Origin of the sequence: Enterobacter sp. MGH 37 (assembly GCF_000534515.1) — a bacterium.
Classification (GTDB): Bacteria; Pseudomonadota; Gammaproteobacteria; order Enterobacterales; family Enterobacteriaceae; genus Enterobacter; species Enterobacter kobei.
Genome location: NZ_KI973205.1, coordinates 1105186 through 1126728, shown reverse-complemented (window position 1 = coordinate 1126728; position 21543 = coordinate 1105186). Strand labels below are relative to the sequence as shown.

The following is a 21543-nucleotide window of genomic DNA, read 5'->3' as shown; positions in this document are numbered from 1 at the left end:
ACGATGAACCAACCAATCAGCTTTACCTGGAACCAGCAGTCGGCAGAAGCAGCACTCAAAGCAGGATCCTCCGCTGGCATTTCTGAAACCGGCGCATACGAAGGCGTGATCACCTCCGCTGTGTATGAGTTCGGCAAGGATGGATCACAGTCGCAGGCACTTGTTCTTTCGCTCGACGCTGACGGCCAGAAAGCAAATTTCCTGCGCATCAACTTCCTCGGTCGAGACGGCAGCCAGACATTCGGTATGGGCCTGATTGCTGCAATTATGTGGGTTGCTCAGGTTAAAGACGCTCAGGCGCAACAGCGCCAGGGGCAAAGCGGTCCTGAATGGTGCCTGCCTGCTCTTGAAGGTAAGCGTGTCGGCTTATTCCTGCAAAAAATCCTCACCACCAAGACAGATGGCAGTGACAGCTACAAATTCGAAGTCCGACATGTTTTCCAGCCGGGAAGTCGTCTGACCTATAAAGAGTTCACCGACAAAACGCCAGCAGAAGCGATCGCTACGCTTGAGCGCACCATGAAAGACAAAGACGACCGCAAACCTCACGATTCGTCTCGCGGTGGCTGGGGTGCGCCTTCGAATAACAATGGCGGATGGGGGAATAATCAGACCGATCCAAACTCGGTACCGGATTCCCGACTGCAACAGGCAAACCGTCAGGTTTCGCATAACAACCAGAACCCTCGGTTCGACGACGACATTCCATTCTAGGACACCTCGTTATGACTCACGCTCACGACGACATCAGGGTTGGCACACTGTGCCTTCCCTTCATTGGTAACGGCTGGCTAATGCCATGGGGTGAAGTGGTCAGCAATCCATTAAAGGCGCAGCGGCTCGCTGAGGAATATCGGGAAAGGCAGGAGGCGGCATGAAATACGGAAGCGTGTGCAGCGGCATCGAAGCTGCCAGTAAAGCGTGGGAACCTCTCGGCTGGAAACCTTCCTGGTTCTCTGAAATAGAGCCATTCCCATCCGCAGTCCTCGCCCATCACTGGCCGGAAGTAACAAACCTCGGCGACATGACCAAAATCGCCGATGCGGTGCGCGCTGGTGAAGTTGAAGCGCCTGATGTTCTGGTCGGCGGTACGCCCTGCCAGGCATTCAGCATCGCCGGCTTACGTGAAGGCCTGTCTGATGACCGCGGGCAGTTAACCCTATCTTACGTGGAATTAGCCAATGCAATCGACGCAAAGCGCCGCGAACGCGGTGAGCCAGAATCAATCATCGTCTGGGAAAACGTCCCCGGCGTACTCAGCAGCAAAGACAATGCCTTCGGGTGCTTTCTGGCAGGACTTGCCGGAGAAAGCTGTGAGTTGCAGCCAGCAGGGGGGAAATGGACGCACGCAGGTTGTGTGTCTGGACCAAAAAGGGTTATCGCCTGGCGCGTCCTTGATGCTCAATTTTTCGGAGTGGCCCAACGACGCCGCCGTGTGTTCGTTGTCGCAAGTGCTCGAAAAGGATTCGATCCCGCAGCGGTACTTTTTGAGCTCGACAGCGTGCGCCGGGATTCTGCGCCGCGCCGAGAAACGCAAAAGGCTGTTGCCGCCCTTACTGCACGAGGCGTTGGAACGTGTGGCGCAGACGACAATCAGGCACAAGCTGGACACCTGATTGCTTTTGGCGGTGGCAATACTGCCGGTCATATTGATGTGGCGACCGCCTGCACCGCGCATGGAATCAGGTTGGATTTTGATACTGAGACTTTCGCAGTGCACGGTACGCAGGATCCCGATACCAATTGCGAACTGGCGCACACACTTGGCCGCAACAACGGACAAGAAAACGCGATAGTTACTGAACCATTCACATTGGCAATCCGAGGGCGATCAGAAGGAAGTACGGTCGAAGTGAGAAATGACGGCACAGCCAACGCGCTGTTGACGCCGAATGGCGGCCGCGCTGGCATGGGTGTAGGAGCTATCGGGTGGGGTATGCAGGTTCGCCGCCTAACACCGATTGAGTGTGAGCGCCTTCAGGGCTTCCCTGATAATCACACCCTGATCGGCTGGCGCGGGAAGAATGCTGATGAATGCCCGGACGGGCCACGCTACAAAGCGATCGGAAATAGCATGGCAGTACCGGTTATGCGTTGGATTGGTGAGCGCATCGCCGCAGCGCTTCCAGCCGAGAAGACGAATGGTGATTATGGCGGAAGTAAAACCCCGCTCGACCAGCGCGACCTCTGGCGCACTCCACCAGCACTATTCACTTCCCTTGATGCTGAGTTCTGCTTCCAACTGGATGCCGCCGCGGCTCCTCATAACGCACTGTGCCGGAAGTTCATCACAGCCGAGCAGAACACGCTGGAAACGCCCTGGGCTGATTACCTGAGCATTCCCGGCTACGTCTGGTTGAACCCGCCATACAGCGACATCACGCCGTTTGTGAAAAAGGCCGCCGCCGAGAGCAACAATCAGATCGGCACGGTCATGCTGGTTCCGGCAGACACATCGGTTGGCTGGTTCAAAGAGGCTATCCAGACCGCCAGCGAAGTTCGCTTTATCACCGCCGGGCGGCTGGCATTTATCAACCCGGTCACCGGTAAGCCAGTCAGCGGCAACAATAAAGGGTCGATGCTCATCATCTGGCGACCGTACCCGCGTACACACTGCCACTTCGCAACTGTGGACCGGGACGAGCTGATGGCTTTCGGGGCGAAACTTCTCGCCCGCCGGGAGGCCGCATGACGCCAGCAGCTTATTACAACGAAATCGACCCGTTCGCTGCGCAGTGGCTGCGGAACCTAATCGTCGGCGTACATATCGCCCCGGGCGAAGTTGATGAAAGGAGTATTGAAGATGTCACACCTGACGATCTGCGAGGATTCACGCAGTGCCACTTCTTCGCCGGAATTGGAGTCTGGTCGCATTCACTGCGCCTCGCCGGATGGCCTGATGATAAACCAGTCTGGACCGGTTCCTGCCCGTGCCAGCCTTTCAGCGCGGCAGGCAAAGGAGATGGGTTTGCTGACGAGCGGCACCTTTGGCCCCACTTCTTCCACCTCATCAGCGAGCGCAGACCTCAGCATGTCTTTGGCGAACAGGTTGCAAGCGGTAACGCAAACACATGGTTCGACCTTGTACAAGCTGACCTGGAAGGAATGGGATACGCCTTCGGGCTTGTGCCGTTTACGTCAGCGAGCATCGGCGCGCCGCACATCAGAGAACGAGCTTATTGGGTGGCCGAGTCCATTAGCGAGCAACGTCAAAAACTGTTACCAGGACTGGAAAAAGGTAATAGCGAGGAAGGAGGCTGGCCGCCAGCCAAACCTTCAGGACTTTGCAGTGCTGGCGGCATGGGTGACACCAACCTCACGCGACTGGAAGGACTCGGCGGGAATGACAGCGCAGCGGGATGGAAAGGAGAGACTGGATCAGCTACCCCGCCAGGCGTACACATGCGGGCCCTTGAGGTTAACGGTTTTTGGCGAGATGCGGACTGGCTCTTTTGTCGAGATGGCAAATGGCGTCCAGTTGAACCCGGCACATTCCCGCTGGTTAATGGGGCTGCCGCGCGCCTGGGACGAGTCGAGTCCGGGGTGGCAAGAGTGGCAAGCAGCAACCGCACAGGCCGACTCAAAGGCTACGGCAACGCCATAAACGCGCAGGCTGCGGCAGAATTCGTCCGGGCTTATATGGAGGGGTTATGACACCAGCAAATGAAAATGCCATCCGCGCCGCCTGCCGCCGCTGTACCGAATAAATCCAGCAGGCCATGCGCAAGAAGCCAAAGCCGAACTGGAACGAAACGGTGCCTCCCATCATCAACAAGCATCACAAGAAAATTGAAGCTCTGGGAGTTAGCCTCCTGGAGTTCGTCGTATACACAGGGCGGCTTAATCGCCGATTCGGAGTTGAATCGTGATCAAATACGCGAAACTGGATAGTGAGGTGTTAAGCGCTATCGGTGCTCAGCCAACCTCTTTTTCTGAGCTATTCAGCCCTTCCGTGAGACAGGAGTGCCTTGTCATTGCTGAAGCAGAAGGAAAGCACCCAATGGACGTCTTCCGTATTCTTGACCGCCGGCTCCAGTCACTCAGGAAGCTTGGCGTTATTCAGCACGTCAAAGGAAAGGGGTGGATACAGCCATGAAATCGCAAATCACCAGGTCGCTAAAGCGGCCTTTTTTATTGCTGGCGTTTACCTTCAACCGAATTAACCGACAGTTCCGGGAGCATTGAATATGGCTCGCTACAAATTCTCAAACCGTAAGGCTCGCATTGAGAAGAAGTTCAGTAAATCGGCGATGGAGCTGCTTATTCAACTAAGGCCAAGAAGCATTAACGCCGCAGATTTCACCCTTGAGTATGGTGATTTCGAAGTCCGTCATGGAACGGTTTATCACGACGAATGGCACCTTTGGGGATCCCCTGATTACTGGACTGGCGAGTGCGATAGTTACGATGCCTTTTTCGTGCTCCACGACCATTTAATTATGCTGACGCACGACCATGAGGGCGAGATGGATGCCCGCAATAAAGCTGGCTGGGACGAAGAAATAGACATCACTCCTTATTGTTCTCCGTGGCGCCTTGGCACCGTCAACCGCGCTCAAATCATTAGGCATTGCCGACAGCTTGTGTCTGCTGGCATCAACTGGGACGCTTAACATGGCCGACATAATCGATACCGCAGCAGAGATTGAAGAACTTCAGCGTAACGCTGCCCTTTCTGCTCACCGAGTAAACCGCAACGCAGTATCAGCTGAGCATTGCGCGGAGTGCGGCGAGGACATACCGGCGCTGCGGCGCGCTGCCGTTCCCGGCTGCCAGACGTGCGCGGAGTACCAGGGTGTTATCGAATTGAGGAAGAAGCAGCGAGGTGCCTAATGTTTGCACTCATTCAGCGGGGTCAGATTTACGCTGACCAGCACGGTTGGCCTGTAATCATCCACAGCTGCACATCTCAGATAGTACGCTACTGGAGGCAGGGCCGGATCAACACCGCTTCAATCGACCGTTTTAACAATGATTTTGAGCACCTCGATCACCGTGAGGCGGCGCAGATACGCGCCGAACTAGAGACTAGTGAGCACATTAAATCGCTGCGCGCCCAGCGTGCGGCATGAGGAGAGATTATGTCAGCATACGATGAAATTATGAACGCACTCGCCTTCTACTTCGGCGATGGAGAAGGCATAACCCCAAGCGAGGAAAGCATCCGTGAAATTATCAGCCAGGAGCATGACCCAATTGAGACGATTGCTAAAGCGTTAGACGATTACCGCGCATCGAAGTCATGACGCAACTGATAGCCAGTTATGAGCTGGCTATTGGGTGCGAAAGCACCGCCTCACATCCCTTGATGTTATTGCCGCCTACGGGCGGCTTCTTTTTGCCTGGAGATAACCATGAGCGACATTATCCAACTGGTACCGAACAAATGGGTCACAGAGGAACTTTTAACTGCGACAACCGGCATGTCAAAGCACATGATTCAGCATGCCCGCCGGTCTACCTGGATGGAGGGAAAGCATTATCGCCATGTTGCCCCTGATATGGCACCTAAGCAAAACAGCCCAATCATGTATAACCGCGATGAGATAAACCACTGGATCGAGCACCAAAGCCCAGCGAAACGCCGGAGAATATCTGCTTAAATGTCCTTTGGCACATCAAACGAGGAATGATTATGGCAGCATACCCAACAGGCGTAGAGGTTCATGGCGAATCGTTACGCATATGGTTCATATATCAGGGGAAGCGTGTCAGGGAAAATCTCGGCGTTCCTGACACGCCAAAAAACAGGAAAATGGCAGGCGAACTTCGGGCTTCAGTCTGCTTTGCGATAAAGACAGGCACATTCAATTATGCCTCGCAATTCCCTGATTCATCGAACGCAGAGAAATTCAGCACTGTCAGAAAGCAAATCTCACTACTTGAACTGAAATCGAAATGGCTTGGGCTTAAAGAGATGGAGCTTAGCCTCGGGACGTTGAGGCGTTACGATTGCCACCTCACAACCACTATCGAAACAATTGGTGAGCACAGGTATATCGGCAGCCTGAACACTGAAGATATCCTTAGCGCCAGGAAGGAGCTACTGAACGGCTGGCAGAAGACCAGACATGGCCTAAATCATCCACCCAAAAAGGGAAGAAGCGTTCCTACAGTCAATAGCTATATGGCATGCCTTGGCGGGATGCTGAGCTTTGCTTTCAAAAGTGGCTACCTGAAAACCGATCTGATGGCAGGTATTACCCCTCTCGCAAAAGAAAGACCCATTCCAGATCCTCTTACTTCTGATGAGTATCAGAGAGTGGTTGCGGCCTGCCCAACACTACAGTTTCAGAATATGGTTATCTTTGCGGTAAATACAGGCGTCAGGCATGGCGAACTAAGCGCGTTATCCTGGGAGGATGTGGATACTGTCAACTGGACTGTTACAGTGTCACGGAACTATTCCCTGAAGGGAAACTTCACCCTGCCAAAAACCAACGCCGGGATTCGAACAATACAGCTGACCCAGCCAGCAATTGATGCACTCAAGGCGCAAATGCCACTAACCAGAATGATGGCATCCCACAAGGTAAGCGTCAGCCTACGGGAATACAAAAAAAAGAGAACCGATGAATGCACCTTTATATTCTCGCCGTCCATTACTTCAATGAACGGTAAGAAGACGATGTGCTACGTCCCCGGATCCATTAATTCAGCCTGGCGCACTGCCCTGCGTCGTGCAGGCGTCCGACAAAGACGGTCTTATGAAACCAGGAACACATATGCGTGCTGGGCACTGGTCGCCGGAGCGAACCCAAATTTCGTTGCGCACCAGATGGGCCATTCGTCAGCGCAAATGCTATTCACGGTTTACGGTAAATGGATGACCGAGAATAACCATGACCAAGTGGGCATTTTGAACGCATCATTTACTCAAAATGCCCCACCGATGCCCCATAGAAAAACCGCATAACCTTAACTATCTGATTTAACATATTAATATCACTTCAATCATGATTCATCTGGATGAGTAAAGTCGGCTCCTTCGCATTTAGCTTCCTGCCTGTGATGTTCTGTATCGCTATCCCGCTGGGTCTGGCGCGCGAGAACAAAGGTGTGGCGGCGTTTGCCGGTTTTGTGGGTTACGCAGTGATGAACCTGGCGGTTAACTTCTGGCTGACCGCGAAAGGCATTCTGCCGACCACCGACGCTGCCGTGCTGAAAGCCAATAACATTCAGAGCGTGATTGGTATCCAGTCGATTGATACCGGGATCCTCGGCGCGGTGATCGCCGGGGTGATTATCTGGATGCTGCACGAGCGCTTCCACAATATTCGCCTGCCGGATGCCCTGGCCTTCTTCGGCGGTACCCGCTTTGTACCAATTATTACCCTGGTGGTGATGGGTCTGTTTGGTTTGATCATTCCGCTGATCTGGCCAGTCTTTGCAATGGGCATCAACGGTATTGGCCGCATCATTAACGGCGCGGGCGATTTTGGTCCGATGATCTTCGGTACCGGTGAGCGTCTGCTGCTGCCGTTTGGCCTGCAGCATATCCTGGTCGCCCTGATTCGCTTCACCGAAGCGGGCGGAACCATGGAGGTGTGCGGTCACGATGTGAGCGGCGCGCTGACCATCTTCCAGGCGCAGCTGAGCTGCCCGACCACTCATGGCTTCTCTGAAAGCGCCACCCGCTTCCTGTCTCAGGGTAAAATGCCAGCCTTCCTTGGCGGCCTGCCGGGTGCGGCACTGGCGATGTACCACTGCGCGCGTCCGGAAAACCGCCATAAAATTAAAGGGCTGCTGATCTCCGGCGTGATCGCCTGCGTCGTCGGCGGGACCACTGAGCCTATCGAATTCCTGTTCCTGTTTGTTGCGCCGGTGCTGTATCTCATCCACGCCGTGCTGACCGGTCTGGGCTTTACCGTCATGGCGGTACTGGGCGTCACCATCGGTAATACCGACGGCAACGTGATTGACTTCGTGGTGTTCGGTATCCTGCATGGTCTTTCCACCAAGTGGTATCTGGTACCGGTCGTGGCGGCCATCTGGTTTGCGGTGTACTACGGCATCTTCCGCTTCGCCATTACCCGCTTCAACCTGAAAACGCCAGGCCGTGATGTTGAAACAGCCACCAGCGTCGAACAGGCGGTTGCAGGAACCGTGGGCAAATCCGGCTATAACACCCCTGCCATTCTGGCGGCGCTGGGCGGTGCGGATAACATTACCTCGCTGGATAACTGCATTACCCGCCTGCGTTTGTCGGTGGCGGATATGTCAAAAGTGGATACCAACGCCCTGAAAGCTAACCGGGCGATCGGCGTGGTACAGTTAAATCAGCACAATTTGCAGGTGGTTATCGGCCCGCAGGTACAGTCGGTGAAAGATGAGCTGGCAACCCTGATGCGAACAGTAGAAGCCTGATGCCCCGCCCCCTCGCTCTGAGGGGGTTTTACTTTAAGGACTCACGTGATGTTTGATTTCTCTACCGTCGTGGATCGTCACGGCACCTGGTGTACACAGTGGGACTACGTCGCCGACCGTTTTGGCGCGGCCGACCTGCTGCCCTTCACCATCTCGGATATGGATTTCGCCACCGCCCCCTGCATTACTGACGCGCTGCATCAGCGCATCAACCACGGCGTGTTTGGCTACAGCCGCTGGAAAAACGATGAATTTCTCGCCGCCGTCGCGCACTGGTTCCGCCAGCGCTTTAACAGCCACATTGATACCGAAACCATCGTGTATGGCCCTTCCGTCATCTACATGGTGTCCGAGCTGATTCGTCTCTGGTCCGCTCCTGGCGACGGCGTGGTGGTGCACACCCCGGCATACGATGTGTTTTACAAAGCCATTGAAGGCAATGGGCGTCATGTGGTGCCGGTTGAGATGGAAAAGCATGCTTCTGGCTGGCTGGGCAATATGGCTGCTCTGGAAGCGGCACTGGCGAAACCGGAAAATAGAATCCTGCTCCTGTGCAGCCCGCAAAACCCAACCGGTAAGGTCTGGACCCGCGAAGAATTGACCCACATGGCAGAGTTGTGCGCGCGCCATAACGTTGCGGTCATCAGCGATGAAATTCATATGGACATGGTGTGGGGTGGGCATCGTCACACGCCATGGAATGAGGTGGCGCGCGGCAAATGGGCGCTGCTAACCTCCGGCTCGAAAAGCTTTAATATCCCGGCGCTGACGGGCGCTTACGGCCTGATAGGTGAAGAAGAGAGCCGTAACGGCTATCTCAGTGCTTTAAAAGGCCGGGACGGACTCTCTTCCCCCTCCGTACTGGCACTGACGGCGCATATCGCCGCCTACCAGCAGGGAGCGCCGTGGCTGGATGCCCTAAGGCACTATCTCGAAGAAAATCTGCTGTATATCGCGCAGGAATTAAACAGTGCTTTTCCGAAACTGAACTGGCAGCCGCCGGAGGCCACCTATCTGGCCTGGGTTGATCTGCGCCCGCTAAATATTGATGACCGCGCGCTACAAAAAGTACTGATTGAGCACCAAAAAGTGGCCATCATGCCGGGATATACCTACGGAAACGAAGGTAACGGTTTCGTGCGCCTGAACGCAGGCTGCCCGCGCAGCAAGCTGGAACAAGGGGTGAAACGCCTCATTGCCGGGATTAACACGCTCCTGTAATCAGTTTGCGCAACGGAATATTCCCTTGCGCAAATAGCTTTTTACCCCGTTTTGTTTTTATAATATGGCGCACTTTAACCAGAAAAGAGTGCGACCATGATTGATACACGCCTGCCTTTAACTGATATTCATCGTCACCTTGACGGTAACATTCGTGCCCAAACCATCCTCGATCTTGGCCGCCAGTACAATTTAACGCTTCCCGCTCAAACGCTGGAGTCATTGATCCCGCACGTTCAGGTCACCTCTAATGAACCTGACCTCGTCAGCTTCCTGAGCAAACTCGACTGGGGCGTGAAGATGCTGGCCTCGCTGGATGCCTGCCGCCGCGTGGCGTTTGAGAACATTGAAGATGCGGCCCGTAACGGCCTGCACTACGTTGAGCTGCGCTTCTCGCCGGGCTATATGGCGATGACCCACAACCTGCCCGTTGCAGGCGTGGTGGAAGCCGTGATTGAAGGCGTCCGCCAGGGCTGTGAAACCTACGATGTCCAGGCCCGTCTGATTGGTATTATGAGCCGTACGTTTGGCGAAGCGGCCTGCCTGCAGGAGCTGGAGGCGCTGCTGGCCCATCGCGATGCCATCACTGCCGTCGATCTCGCCGGTGATGAACTGGGCTTCCCGGGCAGCCTGTTCCTCTCTCACTTCAACCGCGCACGCGATGCCGGCTGGCACATTACCGTTCATGCGGGTGAAGCGGCAGGTCCGGAAAGTATCTGGCAGGCCATTCGTGAGCTCGGCGCCGAGCGTATCGGTCACGGCGTTAAGGCGGTAGAAGACCGTGCCCTGATGGATTTCCTCGCAGAACAGCGTATCGGGATTGAATCGTGCCTGACGTCCAATATTCAGACCAGCACCGTGGCAACGCTCGCGCAGCACCCGCTGAAAACCTTCCTGGAACACGGCGTGCTGGCCTCGCTGAACACTGACGATCCGGCGGTACAGGGCGTGGATATCATCCACGAATACAATAACGCCGCACCGCAGGCGGGTCTGAGCCGCGAGCAGATCCGTCAGGCGCAGATCAACGGTCTGGAAATTGCGTTCCTGACGCCGGAAGAGAAGCAGGCTCTGCGGAATAAAGTGGCAACCGCGTAAGCCTTTTTGCCGGGTGGCGGCTGCGCCTTACCCGGCCTACAGTATCTGAACCCTATGCCAGACAGAGCGTGGCGCGATGTTTGGCAGATTCGATACCCAGCTCAATCAGCTCCATAATCTGAATCGCCTGGCTGGCCGGAACCGGATTTTCTCCTGATCCGTTCAACGCATCGCGAATAGCCGCATAATAGGCCGGATAGTTGCCCGGCATCGTCAGCAACGTTTCCTCAACCAGTTCCTCACCTTCAACCCGCGTGACCACGCCGTCGCGCATATCATAGCCCCAGTCTTCCTGAGGCAAACGCTCACCGTTTTTAAGACGGTCTTCCTGTGGATCGAGGCCAAACTTCACATAGCTTCCCCGCGTGCCGTGAATGATATAACGGGCAGATTCCGCGGCCGCGACCATCGTTCCATGCAGCACGATGCGGCGCTGCGGATAACTTAACACCGCGTGGAAGTAATCGGTCGTCTGCGCCCCGGGTCTGAGCTGGGCCAGATCGACCGTCATGCTCACCGGCAGACCAAACAGGTTGACAGCCTGGTCCAAAAGATGAGGGGCTAAATCGTACCAGATGCCGCTCCCCGGACCGGCCTGCTCCCGCCAACGGTTTCTTACCTGCGGGCGAAAACGGTCAAAGTGCGATTCAAAAAAGAGGATCTCACCTAACGTACCTTCGCTGAGTAGCGTTTTTACCGTCAGGAAGTCGCTATCCCAGCGGCGGTTATGAAAAACGGAAAGCAGTCTGCCCAGGCCTTTTGCCAGCGCGTCCAGTTCACGCGCCTGTGACAACGTCACCGTGAAAGGTTTATCAACAATGACGTGCTTTCCAGCTTCCAGCGCGGCTTTTGCCAGGGGGAAATGCGTGTCGTTAGGTGTAGGGATGACAATTAAATCAATATTCGGATCGTTGAAGAGATGTTTTGGCTCAGAGACAACCGGCACGGAAGGCCAGTCGGCATGGACTTTGGTAGCATCGCTACTGGATACTGCTGCCAGCATCATTCCGGGCGTTCCGGCTATCAGAGGTGCGTGAAACGTTTTGCTCGCGTACCCATAACCTATCAGACCGACGCGGATATTATCACTCATAGTGCCGTCCTCTTTTATGATGTTCTTATTTCACACTGGCAAGCCTGCTATAAGCGCAGATTAATAATGTGCCGTATGACTTAAAATAGCAGGTTGTGGCGGTTGTTTTCGTTACATAGTATTAACCTTCTGATTTTGTTTAAGGGAACCGTTCCCAAAGAGCTTGCCGATGGTGAGGCCTCGCTGTAACATTTGCGCCCTGTATTTATGGATAAAGTACAATTACGAGTCATGACATCAATTATTAATCGAATCATTGAATTAGCGGGATGGATTGTTCTTGGGGTATCGGTCATTTTGCTCGGCGTTGCCAGCCACATCGATAACTACCAGCCGCCGGAGCCTGTCACAGTCGCCCAACCTAAGTAACCGGTTACTGCAATAACGAGTGACATATTATGTCAGTTACGTATTGCCAGCCCAGGTGAACACGGTTAACCTTCTCTTCCAGGCATCGTCTGATGCCTGAATTTCAGCAAAGAAAACTCCTAATTTCGTCGCGTTACCTGAGTGGGCTGTTTACGTCTTTATTAATCCGTTTATTATTCGAACGAATTACCTTAACGGGTATTACTCACTTTTATATGGAAACTTATTAATATGACAGTTCAGGACTATTTATTAAAATTTCGCAAGATCAATTCGCTTGAGAGCCTGGAAAAACTGTTTGACCACCTGAACTACACCCTGTCGGATAATCAGGACATCATCAATATGTATCGCGCCGCCGATCATCGCCGTGCGGAGCTGGTCTCCGGCGGTCGTTTGTTCAACGTCGGTGAAGTGCCTAAGTCTGTCTGGCGTTACGTTTTATAAGAAAGTAGCCATCCGCGCGAAATGTTATATACTCTCCGCCCTGCAAACTGGCTGTACAACATTTCGCGCAGATTATGGGAGAGTTCATGACCGCAACGCCTGGAGAACGCATTGGAGGCTGGTTAATCGCCCCACTGGCATGGCTGCTGGTTGCCTTGTTAAGCGCATCGCTTGCGCTGCTGCTTTATACCACCGCACTGATCACCCCTCACGCTATTCAGACCCTGATGTCGCAAAGTGTGCTTAATATTGCGATGTGGTTTGTGTCCTTCGTTTTCGCGATCGGCATGTGGTACTACACCCTGTGGCTGACCATCGCCTTCTTCAAACGCCGCAAAGGGGTGCCTAAGCACTATATTATCTGGCTGTTAATCTCAGTCCTGCTGGCAGTCAAGGCGTTTGCGTTCTCGCCGGTGTCTGACGCGCTTGCGGTCCGCCAGCTACTTTTCCCGTTACTGGCCGCGGCGCTGCTGGTGCCCTATTTCAAGCGGTCGACGCGGGTAAAAAACACCTTCGTGAACCCGTAATAACCTTACAGATAACCTGTTGTCGCCTGACCCGGTTTGTCCGATAATAGGCGGCTTTTTTATTTCAGGCTAAATAATGACCGATTACTTACTGCTCTTTGTCGGCACTGTGCTGGTTAACAACTTCGTTCTGGTGAAGTTCCTTGGCCTGTGCCCGTTTATGGGCGTTTCCAAAAAACTGGAAACGGCGATGGGCATGGGGCTGGCAACCACTTTCGTCATGACGATGGCATCGATTTGCGCGTGGTTGATTGATACCTGGATCCTCATCCCGCTGGGGTTAATCTACCTCCGTACGCTGGCCTTTATTCTGGTCATTGCCGTTGTTGTGCAATTTACCGAAATGGTGGTGCGTAAAACCAGTCCGGCGCTCTATCGCCTGCTCGGTATCTTCCTGCCGCTGATCACCACCAACTGCGCGGTACTCGGCGTGGCGCTGTTGAACATCAACCTTGGCCATAACTTTATGCAGTCGGCGCTGTACGGTTTTTCCGCCGCCGTCGGTTTCTCGTTCGTAATGGTCCTGTTCGCCTCGATTCGCGAACGTCTGGCCGCTGCGGATATCCCTGCGCCTTTCCGCGGTAACGCGATTGCGCTGGTCACCGCGGGTTTAATGTCTCTGGCCTTTATGGGCTTCAGTGGTCTGGTGAAGTTGTAATGAATGCTATCTGGATTGCCATCGCCTCTATTAGCGTCCTGGGGTTAGCGTTTGGCTTTATCCTCGGTTACGCCTCCCGCCGTTTCGCGGTAGAGGACGATCCCGTTGTAGAAAAAATTGATGAGCTTCTGCCGCAAAGCCAGTGTGGGCAGTGCGGCTACCCTGGCTGTCGCCCTTACGCTGAAGCGGTGGGCATTCAGGGTGAGAAAATTAACCGCTGTGCGCCCGGCGGCGAAGCGGTGATGCTGAAAATTGCGGCCCTGCTTAACGTTGACCCACAGCCCGTTGATGGCGATGCGGATGTGCAGGAGCCGGTCCGCGGCCTCGCCGTGATCGACGAGGCAAATTGCATCGGCTGCACTAAATGTATTCAGGCCTGCCCGGTTGACGCCATTGTTGGTGCCACCCGCGCCATGCACACCGTCGTGGCGGATCTGTGCACCGGCTGTAACCTCTGCGTAGCCCCCTGCCCGACGCAATGTATTACGCTGCGCCCGGTTGAAGCGACTACCGAAAGCTGGAAGTGGGATCTTCAAACCATTCCGGTTCGCAACATTCCTGTGGAACAACATGCTTAAGTTATTTTCTGCTTTCAGAAAAGAGAAGATCTGGGACTTTGACGGCGGTATTCATCCGCCGGAGATGAAAACCCAGTCTAACGGCACGCCGCTGCGCCAGATTCCGCTGGCGACGCGTTACGTCATGCCGCTCAAGCAGCATATCGGCGCGGAAGGTGAGCTGTGCGTAAAAGAAGGTGATACCGTCCTTCGCGGTCAGCCGCTGACCTTTGGTCGCGGACGTATGCTGCCTGTACACGCCCCAACGTCCGGTAAAGTGATCGCGATTGCCCCTCATACGGTGGCGCATCCGTCGGCACTGTCAGAGCTGAGCGTGATCATTGAAGCCGACGGCGAAGATCGCTGGATCGAACGTGACGGCTGGAGCGACTACCGCAGCCAGAGCCGCGAAGCGCTTATCGAGCGCATTCACCAGTTCGGCGTTGCCGGGCTGGGCGGCGCCGGCTTCCCTACCGGCGTCAAGCTGCGCGGCGGTAGCGATAAAATCCAGACGCTGATTATCAATGCCGCAGAGTGCGAGCCGTATATCACCGCCGACGATCGTCTGATGCAGGATTGCGCCGCTCAGGTAGTGGAAGGCATCCGTATCCTCGCGCATATTTTGCAGCCGCGAGAAGTGCTGATTGGTATCGAAGACAATAAACCGCAGGCTATCTCCATGCTGCGCGCCGTGCTGGCGGGTAGCCATGATATCGCCCTGCGCGTTATTCCAACCAAGTACCCGTCTGGCGGCGCAAAACAGCTGACGCAAATCCTCACCGGGAAGCAAGTGCCGCACGGCGGACGTTCTTCGGATATCGGCGTGCTGATGCAAAACGTCGGCACAGCTTATGCCGTGAAACGTGCGGTAATTGACGGCGAGCCGTTAACCGAACGAGTCGTGACGCTGACTGGCGAATCGGTCTCCCGTCCGGGTAACGTCTGGGCGCGCCTCGGTACGCCGGTGCGTCATTTGCTGGAGCAGGCTGAATTCTGCCCGGGTACCGATCAGATGGTGATCATGGGTGGCCCTCTGATGGGCTTTACCCTGCCATGGCTGGATGTCCCGGTAGTCAAAATCACGAACTGCCTGCTTGCTCCCTCTTCCACCGAGATGGGCGAAGTGCAGGAAGAGAAAGGCTGCATCCGCTGTAGCGCCTGTGCCGATGCCTGTCCGGCGGATCTGCTCCCGCAGCAGCTTTACTGGTACAGCAAAGGCCAGCTACACGATAAAGCCAAAGCACATAACCTGGCCGACTGCATCGAATGCGGCGCCTGCGCCTGGGTCTGCCCAAGCAATATTCCGCTGGTGCAATACTTCCGCCAGGAGAAGGCCGAAATTTATGCCATCTCCATGGAAGAAAAACGTGCAGCAGAAGCCAAAGCGCGCTTTGAAGCACGTCAGGCGCGGCTGGAACGTGAAAAAGCGGCCCGTCAGGAGCGGCATAAGCAGGCCGCCGTCCAGCCTGGCGAAAAAGATCAGGATGCAATTAACGCCGCCCTGGCACGCGTTCGCGAGAAAAAAGCCAATGCTGCCCAGACGGTGGTGATCCCTGCAGGTGAGAAGCCTGACAACAGTGAAGCCATCGCCGCGCGTGAAGCACGCAAGGCTGCGGCTCGCGCACGTCAGGCAGAAAAAGCGCAAACAGCGCAACCGGATGGGGAGGTCGATCCACGCAAAGCCGCTGTCGAGGCGGCGATTGCCCGTGCCAAAGCCCGTAAGGCCGGGGATCAGCAGGTGATGGTTGAACAGGACGCGGTCGATCCGCGTAAAGCTGCTGTTGAAGCCGCGATTGCCCGCGCCAAAGCGCGTAAAGCAGCGCAGCAGGCACCTGCAGCAGAACCAGAAGCACCGGTTGACCCGCGTAAAGCTGCCGTTGAAGCGGCGATAGCCCGCGCCAAAGCGCGTAAAGCAGCGCAGCAGGAAGAGCAGCCGCAGGCCGCTAACGATGACCCGCGCAAGGCCGCCGTCGCTGCCGCGATTGCGCGCGTTCAGGCGAAGAAAGCCGCACAGCAAGCCGTTAACGAGGATTAAATGGTTTTCAGAATCGCAAGTTCCCCTTACACCCATAATCAGCGTCAGACATCGCGTATTATGATGCTGGTTTGCCTGGCCGCGCTGCCGGGTATTGCCGTTCAGTGCTGGTTTTTCGGCTGGGGAACCCTGTTCCAGATAGCCCTGGGCTGTATCAGCGCCGTAGCGGCAGAGGCGCTGGTGCTGAAGCTTCGCAAGATGACGGTCTCCCGCATTCTTGCCGACAACTCCGCGCTGCTGACCGGCCTGCTGCTGGCCATCAGTATTCCGCCGTTTGCCCCGTGGTGGATGGTCGTCCTCGGTACCGTTTTTGCCGTGATTATTGCCAAACAGCTGTATGGCGGGCTCGGCCATAACCCGTTTAACCCGGCGATGATCGGCTATGTGGTGCTGCTGATCTCCTTCCCGGTACAGATGACCAGCTGGCTGCCACCGCATGACATTGCCGCCACGGTGCCAGGCTTTATGGATGCCCTGCACGTGATCTTTACCGGCCATACGGCGCTCGGCGCGGATATGAACGCGCTGCGTATGGGCGTGGACGGCATCAGCCAGGCGACGCCGCTCGATACGTTCAAAACGTCCCTGCATGCCGGGCACAGCGTTGAGCAAATCATGAAATCCGCCATCTACAGCGGTATGCTCGCGGGCGCAGGCTGGCAGTGGGTTAACCTGGCGTATCTGCTGGGTGGCCTGTTCCTGCTGCAGCAGAAGGCCATCCGCTGGCATATTCCGGTCAGCTTCCTCGTGACGCTGGCGGTTTGTGCCACCCTTGGCTGGGTCTTCTCCCCTGAGTCGCTGGCCAGCCCGCAGATGCATTTGCTCTCCGGTGCAACGATGCTGGGCGCGTTCTTTATCCTGACCGATCCGGTGACGGCGTCTACGACTAACCGTGGTCGCTTAATCTTCGGTGCGCTGGCAGGACTGCTGGTCTGGCTCATCCGTAGCTTTGGCGGTTATCCGGACGGGGTGGCGTTTGCCGTCCTGCTCGCCAACATCACCGTTCCACTCATCGACTATTACACGCGCCCGCGCGTGTACGGCCATCGTTAAGGGTGTCGCGATGCTGAAAACAATGCAAAAACATGGCGTCACGCTGGCCGTTTTCGCCGCCGTACTCACCGGAATGACGGCGCTGGTGAATGAGCTGACCAAATCGACCATTGATGAACAGGCGGTGAAGCAGCAAAAAGCGCTGTTCGATCAGGTGATCCCGTCGGATTTTTACGATAATGACCTGCAAAAGAGCTGCTTCATGGTAGACGCGCCGCAGCTTGGAAAAGGCCCACACCGCCTGTTTATCGCCCGCAAAGGGGATAAACCGGTCGGCGCGGTAATGGAGGCGACGGCGCCCGACGGCTATTCCGGCGCCATTCAGCTGCTCGTCGGCAGCGATTTCTCCGGCACCATACTGGGCACCCGCGTGACGCAACATCATGAAACGCCGGGTCTGGGCGATAAAATTGAAACCCGTCTGAGCGACTGGATTTTGCACTTTGCCGGTAAAGTGATCCATGGTGAAGATGACACCGCGTTTGCGGTGAAAAAAGACGGCGGCGAGTTTGACCAGTTCACGGGCGCGACCATCACGCCGCGCGCGGTGGTGAACGCCGTAAAACGGGCCGGGCTGTATGCTGAAACGCTACCCGCGCAAATCAACAATCTTCCGGCCTGTGGAGAGTGATCATGAGCCAGGTTAAAGAGGTTATTGTCCAGGGACTGTGGAAGAACAACTCCGCGCTGGTTCAGCTGCTGGGGATGTGCCCACTGCTGGCCGTGACGTCAACGGCCACCAATGCGCTTGGTCTCGGTCTGGCAACGACGCTGGTGCTGACTCTGACCAACCTTTCCATCTCCTCCCTACGCCGCTGGACCCCGTCGGAAATCCGTATTCCGATTTACGTTATGATCATTGCGTCGGTGGTCAGTATCGTCCAGATGCTGATTAACGCCTACGCCTTCGGTCTGTATCAGTCGCTCGGAATTTTTATCCCTCTGATCGTGACCAACTGTATTGTGGTCGGCCGTGCGGAAGCCTTCGCCGTGAAAAACAGTCCGGCCATGTCGGCGCTGGATGGTTTTTCGATTGGTATGGGTGCGACCGGTGCGATGTTCGTGCTGGGCTCACTGCGCGAGATCCTCGGCAACGGGACGCTGTTTGACGGTGCCGACGCGCTGCTGGGCGGCTGGGCCAAATCGCTACGTATCGAGGTGTTCCATACCGATACGCCATTCCTGCTGGCGATGCTGCCACCTGGCGCGTTTATTGGCCTTGGCATGATGCTGGCAGTAAAATACCTGATTGATGAAAAACGTAAGCGCCGCGCAGCAGAGCGTAGCGTCCAGGAAGGGATACCCGAGAAGGCCTCATGAATAAAGAAAAGCGCATTGCGATCCTGACCCGTCTGAGGGACGAGAACCCGCATCCGACGACGGAGCTGAATTTTACCTCCCCGTTTGAGCTGCTGATCGCCGTGTTGCTCTCTGCACAGGCTACCGATGTGAGCGTCAATAAAGCGACCGCCCTGCTCTATCCGGTCGCTAACACGCCAAAAGCGATGCTGGAGCTCGGCGTGGAAGGCGTGAAGTCTTATATCAAAACCATCGGATTGTTTAACAGCAAAGCAGAGAATGTGATTAAAACCTGCCGGATCTTGCTGGAACAGCACGGCGGTGAGGTGCCGGAAGACCGCGCAGCGCTGGAAGCGTTGCCGGGTGTAGGACGCAAAACCGCGAACGTGGTGCTTAATACGGCGTTCGGCTGGCCGACGATCGCCGTGGATACGCATATCTTCCGAGTTTCTAACCGCACCAACTTCGCCCCCGGTAAAAACGTTGAGCAGGTTGAAGAGAAGCTGTTAAAAGTGGTGCCCGCCGAATTCAAGGTTGACTGCCATCACTGGCTGATTTTGCACGGCCGTTATACCTGCATCGCCCGTAAACCTCGTTGCGGCTCCTGCATTATTGAAGACCTCTGCGAATACAAAGAAAAAGTTTATCCCTGAATTGCTGGTCTGAACAATCGCAATCCCACATCAGGAGAAGGCCTTCCAAACGTCCCTCTCCTGACCATAAATCATCCGCCTCTTGCCCCTGCTGACTTATCACTTGTTCGGCGCGTTAACGCTCAAACAGGTTAATACTTTTTTCATAGCCAAAAATTTCTATACATCTGTGATCGCGATCACTCTGATAACTTCATGTTGATTTTTTGTTGTCAAAATCATCCCAAAGCCTTTGCCAGACAAGATATAACCGATCAGAACCGGAAGATAAGACCAGCTATTTTTCAGAATATGGGCTATATCACTGCCACAAACGGCAAATAGCAGAACATATCGCAAAAAGCCGATCGGAGAGGGGGAATACCAGTTGAAAAAACTACCTTTACTCACCGTATGAAATTTAACGCTGAATAACATTTGCATGAACCGACGATTATACCACCCCAGATAAATGTAACAGATTATTACAAACGTATTGCCAGACGGGTCAGGATAGTGAACATTACCCGCCGTTTCTCCTCCCAATATAACTATAAGGCGGATGGACTACGGCCATCACGCTATGAACACCCCCGTTAATATGGGATGTAAAAAAAGAGGTATATGTGTCGACTGCAAACAATAAACCAACAGATGAAAGCGTGAGTCTTAACGCTTTTAAACAACCGAAAGCGTTTTATCTCATCTTCTCTATCGAGTTATGGGAGCGTTTTGGTTACTACGGCCTGCAAGGGATCATGGCGGTTTACCTGGTAAAACAGCTGGGTATGTCCGAAGCCGATTCCATCACGCTGTTCTCCTCCTTCAGTGCCCTCGTATACGGCCTGGTTGCTATCGGCGGCTGGCTGGGTGATAAAGTTCTCGGCACCAAACGTGTCATCATGCTGGGCGCCATTGTTCTGGCGATTGGCTATGGGCTGGTCGCATGGTCTGGTCATGACGCCGCAGTGGTGTATATGGGTATGGCGACCATTGCTGTCGGTAACGGATTGTTTAAAGCGAACCCGTCTTCCCTGCTCTCTACCTGTTACAGCAAAGATGACCCACGTCTGGACGGTGCATTCACCATGTACTACATGTCCATCAACATCGGTTCATTCTTCTCCATGCTGGCAACACCATGGCTGGCCGCTAAATTCGGCTGGAGCGTGGCGTTTGCGCTGAGCTTCGTGGGCATGCTGATCACCGTAGTGAACTTCTTGTTCTGCCGCAACTGGGTCAAAGACTACGGTTCAAAACCCGATTTTGAACCCGTCCATATGGGCAAACTGCTGGCGACCATCGTGGGCGTTGCGATTCTGGCGGCAATCGCCACCTGGCTGCTGCACAACCAGGGTATCGCACGTGCGGTGCTGGGCGTGGTTGCACTGGGTATCGTGGTCATCTTCGCGAAAGAAGCGTTCGCGATGCAGGGTGCTGCGCGCCGTAAGATGATTGTAGCCTTCATTCTGATGCTGGAAGCGATTATCTTCTTCGTACTGTACAGCCAGATGCCAACCTCTCTGAACTTCTTCGCCATTCGTAACGTTGAGCACTCTATCCTGGGTATCGCGTTCGAGCCGGAGCAGTATCAGGCGCTGAACCCGTTCTGGATTATGATTGGCAGCCCGATTCTGGCAGCTATCTATAACAAGATGGGCGACCGTCTGCCAATGCCGCACAAGTTTGCGATTGGTATGGTGCTGTGCTCCGGTGCGTTCCTGGTGCTGCCGCTGGGTACCAAATTTGCGACCGACGCCGGTATCGTCTCCGTAAACTGGCTGATTCTGAGCTATGCGCTGCAGTCTATCGGCGAACTGATGATCTCCGGTCTGGGCCTGGCGATGGTGGCACAGCTGGTTCCACAGCGTCTGATGGGCTTCATTATGGGTAGCTGGTTCCTGACCACTGCCGGTGCAGCAATTATCGCAGGTAAGATTGCGAACCTGATGGCCGTGCCGGAAAACGTCACTGACCCACTGGTCTCCCTGAATGTCTACGGCACCGTGTTCATGCAGATTGGTATCGCGACAGCGGTGATTGCAGTTCTGATGCTGCTGACCGCGCCGAAACTGAATCGTATGACTCAGGACGACGACAAGACGGCCAAGGCAAGCGAAACCGCGACTGCGTAAGATTATTGAGAAACGACTGTTGAGAAGCCGCTAATGCATTAGCGGCTTTTTT

24 protein-coding genes and 2 pseudogenes are annotated in these 21543 nt (G+C 55.0%); 25 read left to right on the top strand and 1 reads right to left on the bottom strand.

Annotated features, from left to right (window positions below):
- The first annotated feature begins 3 nt into the window (after window positions 1–3).
- The 14 genes and pseudogenes from L383_RS18300 to add all read left to right on the top strand — a co-directional run bounded on the left by L383_RS18300 (window position 4) and on the right by add (window position 10686).
- Window positions 4–714, top strand: coding sequence for a hypothetical protein (locus L383_RS18300; protein ID WP_032628887.1), 711 nt, complete (start codon window positions 4–6; stop codon window positions 712–714).
- Window positions 715–725: 11 nt separating this feature from the next.
- On the top strand, window positions 726–878 hold the full coding sequence (locus L383_RS24805) for a DUF1317 family protein (protein ID WP_006809793.1): 153 nt from the start codon (window positions 726–728) through the stop codon (window positions 876–878).
- Window positions 875–2692 (top strand): phage N-6-adenine-methyltransferase, encoded by a 1818-nt coding sequence (locus L383_RS0123775; protein WP_082197294.1) that lies wholly within the window; start codon window positions 875–877, stop codon window positions 2690–2692. Before L383_RS24805 ends, L383_RS0123775 begins: the two co-directional genes overlap by 4 nt.
- Window positions 2689–3654 carry a DNA cytosine methyltransferase gene (locus L383_RS18305; RefSeq protein ID WP_023332833.1) on the top strand — a complete coding sequence of 322 codons (966 nt, stop codon included), beginning with the start codon at window positions 2689–2691 and terminating at the stop codon, window positions 3652–3654. The genes L383_RS0123775 and L383_RS18305 overlap by 4 nt, the downstream gene beginning before the upstream one ends.
- A pseudogene (locus tag L383_RS26275) lies at window positions 3651–3869 on the top strand (hypothetical protein). The gene L383_RS18305 and the pseudogene L383_RS26275 overlap by 4 nt, the downstream one beginning before the upstream one ends.
- Window positions 3870–4187: 318 nt before the next feature.
- Window positions 4188–4613 (top strand): hypothetical protein, encoded by a 426-nt coding sequence (locus tag L383_RS18315; RefSeq protein WP_023332831.1) that lies wholly within the window; start codon window positions 4188–4190, stop codon window positions 4611–4613.
- 1 nt (window position 4614) lies between these two features.
- Window positions 4615–4833, top strand: a complete 219-nt coding sequence (locus tag L383_RS0123765; RefSeq protein WP_032628885.1) for a TraR/DksA family transcriptional regulator — start codon at window positions 4615–4617, stop codon at window positions 4831–4833.
- The gene (locus L383_RS18320; protein WP_023332830.1) at window positions 4833–5072 is read left to right on the top strand and encodes a DUF4222 domain-containing protein; all 240 of its coding nucleotides are present in this window, start codon (window positions 4833–4835) and stop codon (window positions 5070–5072) included. The genes L383_RS0123765 and L383_RS18320 overlap by 1 nt, the downstream gene beginning before the upstream one ends.
- Window positions 5073–5081: 9 nt before the next feature.
- Complete coding sequence (locus L383_RS26065; protein WP_023332829.1) at window positions 5082–5246, top strand: hypothetical protein; 165 nt, start codon at window positions 5082–5084, stop codon at window positions 5244–5246.
- A 108-nt stretch (window positions 5247–5354) separates the two neighbouring features.
- Entirely contained in the window at window positions 5355–5603 is a 249-nt protein-coding gene (locus L383_RS18325; protein ID WP_022650951.1) for an excisionase family protein, read from the top strand.
- A 32-nt stretch (window positions 5604–5635) separates the two neighbouring features.
- Window positions 5636–6916 (top strand): site-specific integrase, encoded by a 1281-nt coding sequence (locus L383_RS18330; RefSeq protein WP_023332828.1) that lies wholly within the window; start codon window positions 5636–5638, stop codon window positions 6914–6916.
- A 44-nt stretch (window positions 6917–6960) separates the two neighbouring features.
- Window positions 6961–8367, top strand: a pseudogene (malX, locus tag L383_RS18335) (maltose/glucose-specific PTS transporter subunit IIBC); the annotation flags it as partial.
- A gap of 48 nt (window positions 8368–8415) precedes the next feature.
- Entirely contained in the window at window positions 8416–9588 is a 1173-nt protein-coding gene (locus tag L383_RS18340; RefSeq protein WP_023332826.1) for a MalY/PatB family protein, read from the top strand.
- Window positions 9589–9684: 96 nt separating this feature from the next.
- Entirely contained in the window at window positions 9685–10686 is a 1002-nt protein-coding gene (add, locus tag L383_RS18345; protein ID WP_023332825.1) for an adenosine deaminase, read from the top strand.
- Between the two features lie 52 nt (window positions 10687–10738).
- Here the strand turns inward: add and L383_RS18350 are convergent, their stop codons facing one another.
- A complete protein-coding gene (locus L383_RS18350; protein WP_023332824.1) occupies window positions 10739–11779 on the bottom strand; it encodes an oxidoreductase in 1041 nt (346 codons plus the stop codon).
- A 243-nt stretch (window positions 11780–12022) separates the two neighbouring features.
- Between L383_RS18350 and blr the strand changes: the two genes are divergently transcribed.
- The 11 genes from blr to dtpA all read left to right on the top strand — a co-directional run bounded on the left by blr (window position 12023) and on the right by dtpA (window position 21491).
- Window positions 12023–12148, top strand: a complete 126-nt coding sequence (gene blr, locus L383_RS0123760; RefSeq protein ID WP_168112406.1) for a division septum protein Blr — start codon at window positions 12023–12025, stop codon at window positions 12146–12148.
- 231 nt (window positions 12149–12379) lie between these two features.
- Window positions 12380–12595, top strand: coding sequence for a transcription modulator YdgT (ydgT, locus tag L383_RS18355; RefSeq protein ID WP_013096896.1), 216 nt, complete (start codon window positions 12380–12382; stop codon window positions 12593–12595).
- A gap of 86 nt (window positions 12596–12681) precedes the next feature.
- A complete protein-coding gene (locus tag L383_RS18360; protein WP_014883582.1) occupies window positions 12682–13122 on the top strand; it encodes a DUF2569 domain-containing protein in 441 nt (146 codons plus the stop codon).
- A 76-nt stretch (window positions 13123–13198) separates the two neighbouring features.
- Window positions 13199–13780, top strand: coding sequence for an electron transport complex subunit RsxA (gene rsxA / locus L383_RS18365; RefSeq protein WP_014883581.1), 582 nt, complete (start codon window positions 13199–13201; stop codon window positions 13778–13780).
- Window positions 13780–14358, top strand: a complete 579-nt coding sequence (rsxB, locus tag L383_RS18370) for an electron transport complex subunit RsxB (RefSeq protein ID WP_023332823.1) — start codon at window positions 13780–13782, stop codon at window positions 14356–14358. Before rsxA ends, rsxB begins: the two co-directional genes overlap by 1 nt.
- Window positions 14351–16372, top strand: a complete 2022-nt coding sequence (rsxC, locus tag L383_RS18375) for an electron transport complex subunit RsxC (RefSeq protein ID WP_023332822.1) — start codon at window positions 14351–14353, stop codon at window positions 16370–16372. The genes rsxB and rsxC overlap by 8 nt, the downstream gene beginning before the upstream one ends.
- Window positions 16373–17425, top strand: a complete 1053-nt coding sequence (gene rsxD / locus L383_RS18380) for an electron transport complex subunit RsxD (protein WP_023332821.1) — start codon at window positions 16373–16375, stop codon at window positions 17423–17425. It begins immediately after the preceding gene.
- Window positions 17426–17435: 10 nt separating this feature from the next.
- Complete coding sequence (rsxG, locus tag L383_RS18385; RefSeq protein WP_023332820.1) at window positions 17436–18056, top strand: electron transport complex subunit RsxG; 621 nt, start codon at window positions 17436–17438, stop codon at window positions 18054–18056.
- Window positions 18057–18058: 2 nt separating this feature from the next.
- The gene (locus L383_RS18390; protein ID WP_014883576.1) at window positions 18059–18745 is read left to right on the top strand and encodes an electron transport complex subunit E; all 687 of its coding nucleotides are present in this window, start codon (window positions 18059–18061) and stop codon (window positions 18743–18745) included.
- Complete coding sequence (gene nth, locus L383_RS18395) at window positions 18742–19377, top strand: endonuclease III (RefSeq protein ID WP_008500570.1); 636 nt, start codon at window positions 18742–18744, stop codon at window positions 19375–19377. The genes L383_RS18390 and nth overlap by 4 nt, the downstream gene beginning before the upstream one ends.
- A 605-nt stretch (window positions 19378–19982) precedes the next feature.
- Window positions 19983–21491 (top strand): dipeptide/tripeptide permease DtpA, encoded by a 1509-nt coding sequence (gene dtpA, locus L383_RS18400; RefSeq protein WP_023332819.1) that lies wholly within the window; start codon window positions 19983–19985, stop codon window positions 21489–21491.
- Window positions 21492–21543 lie beyond the last annotated feature (52 nt).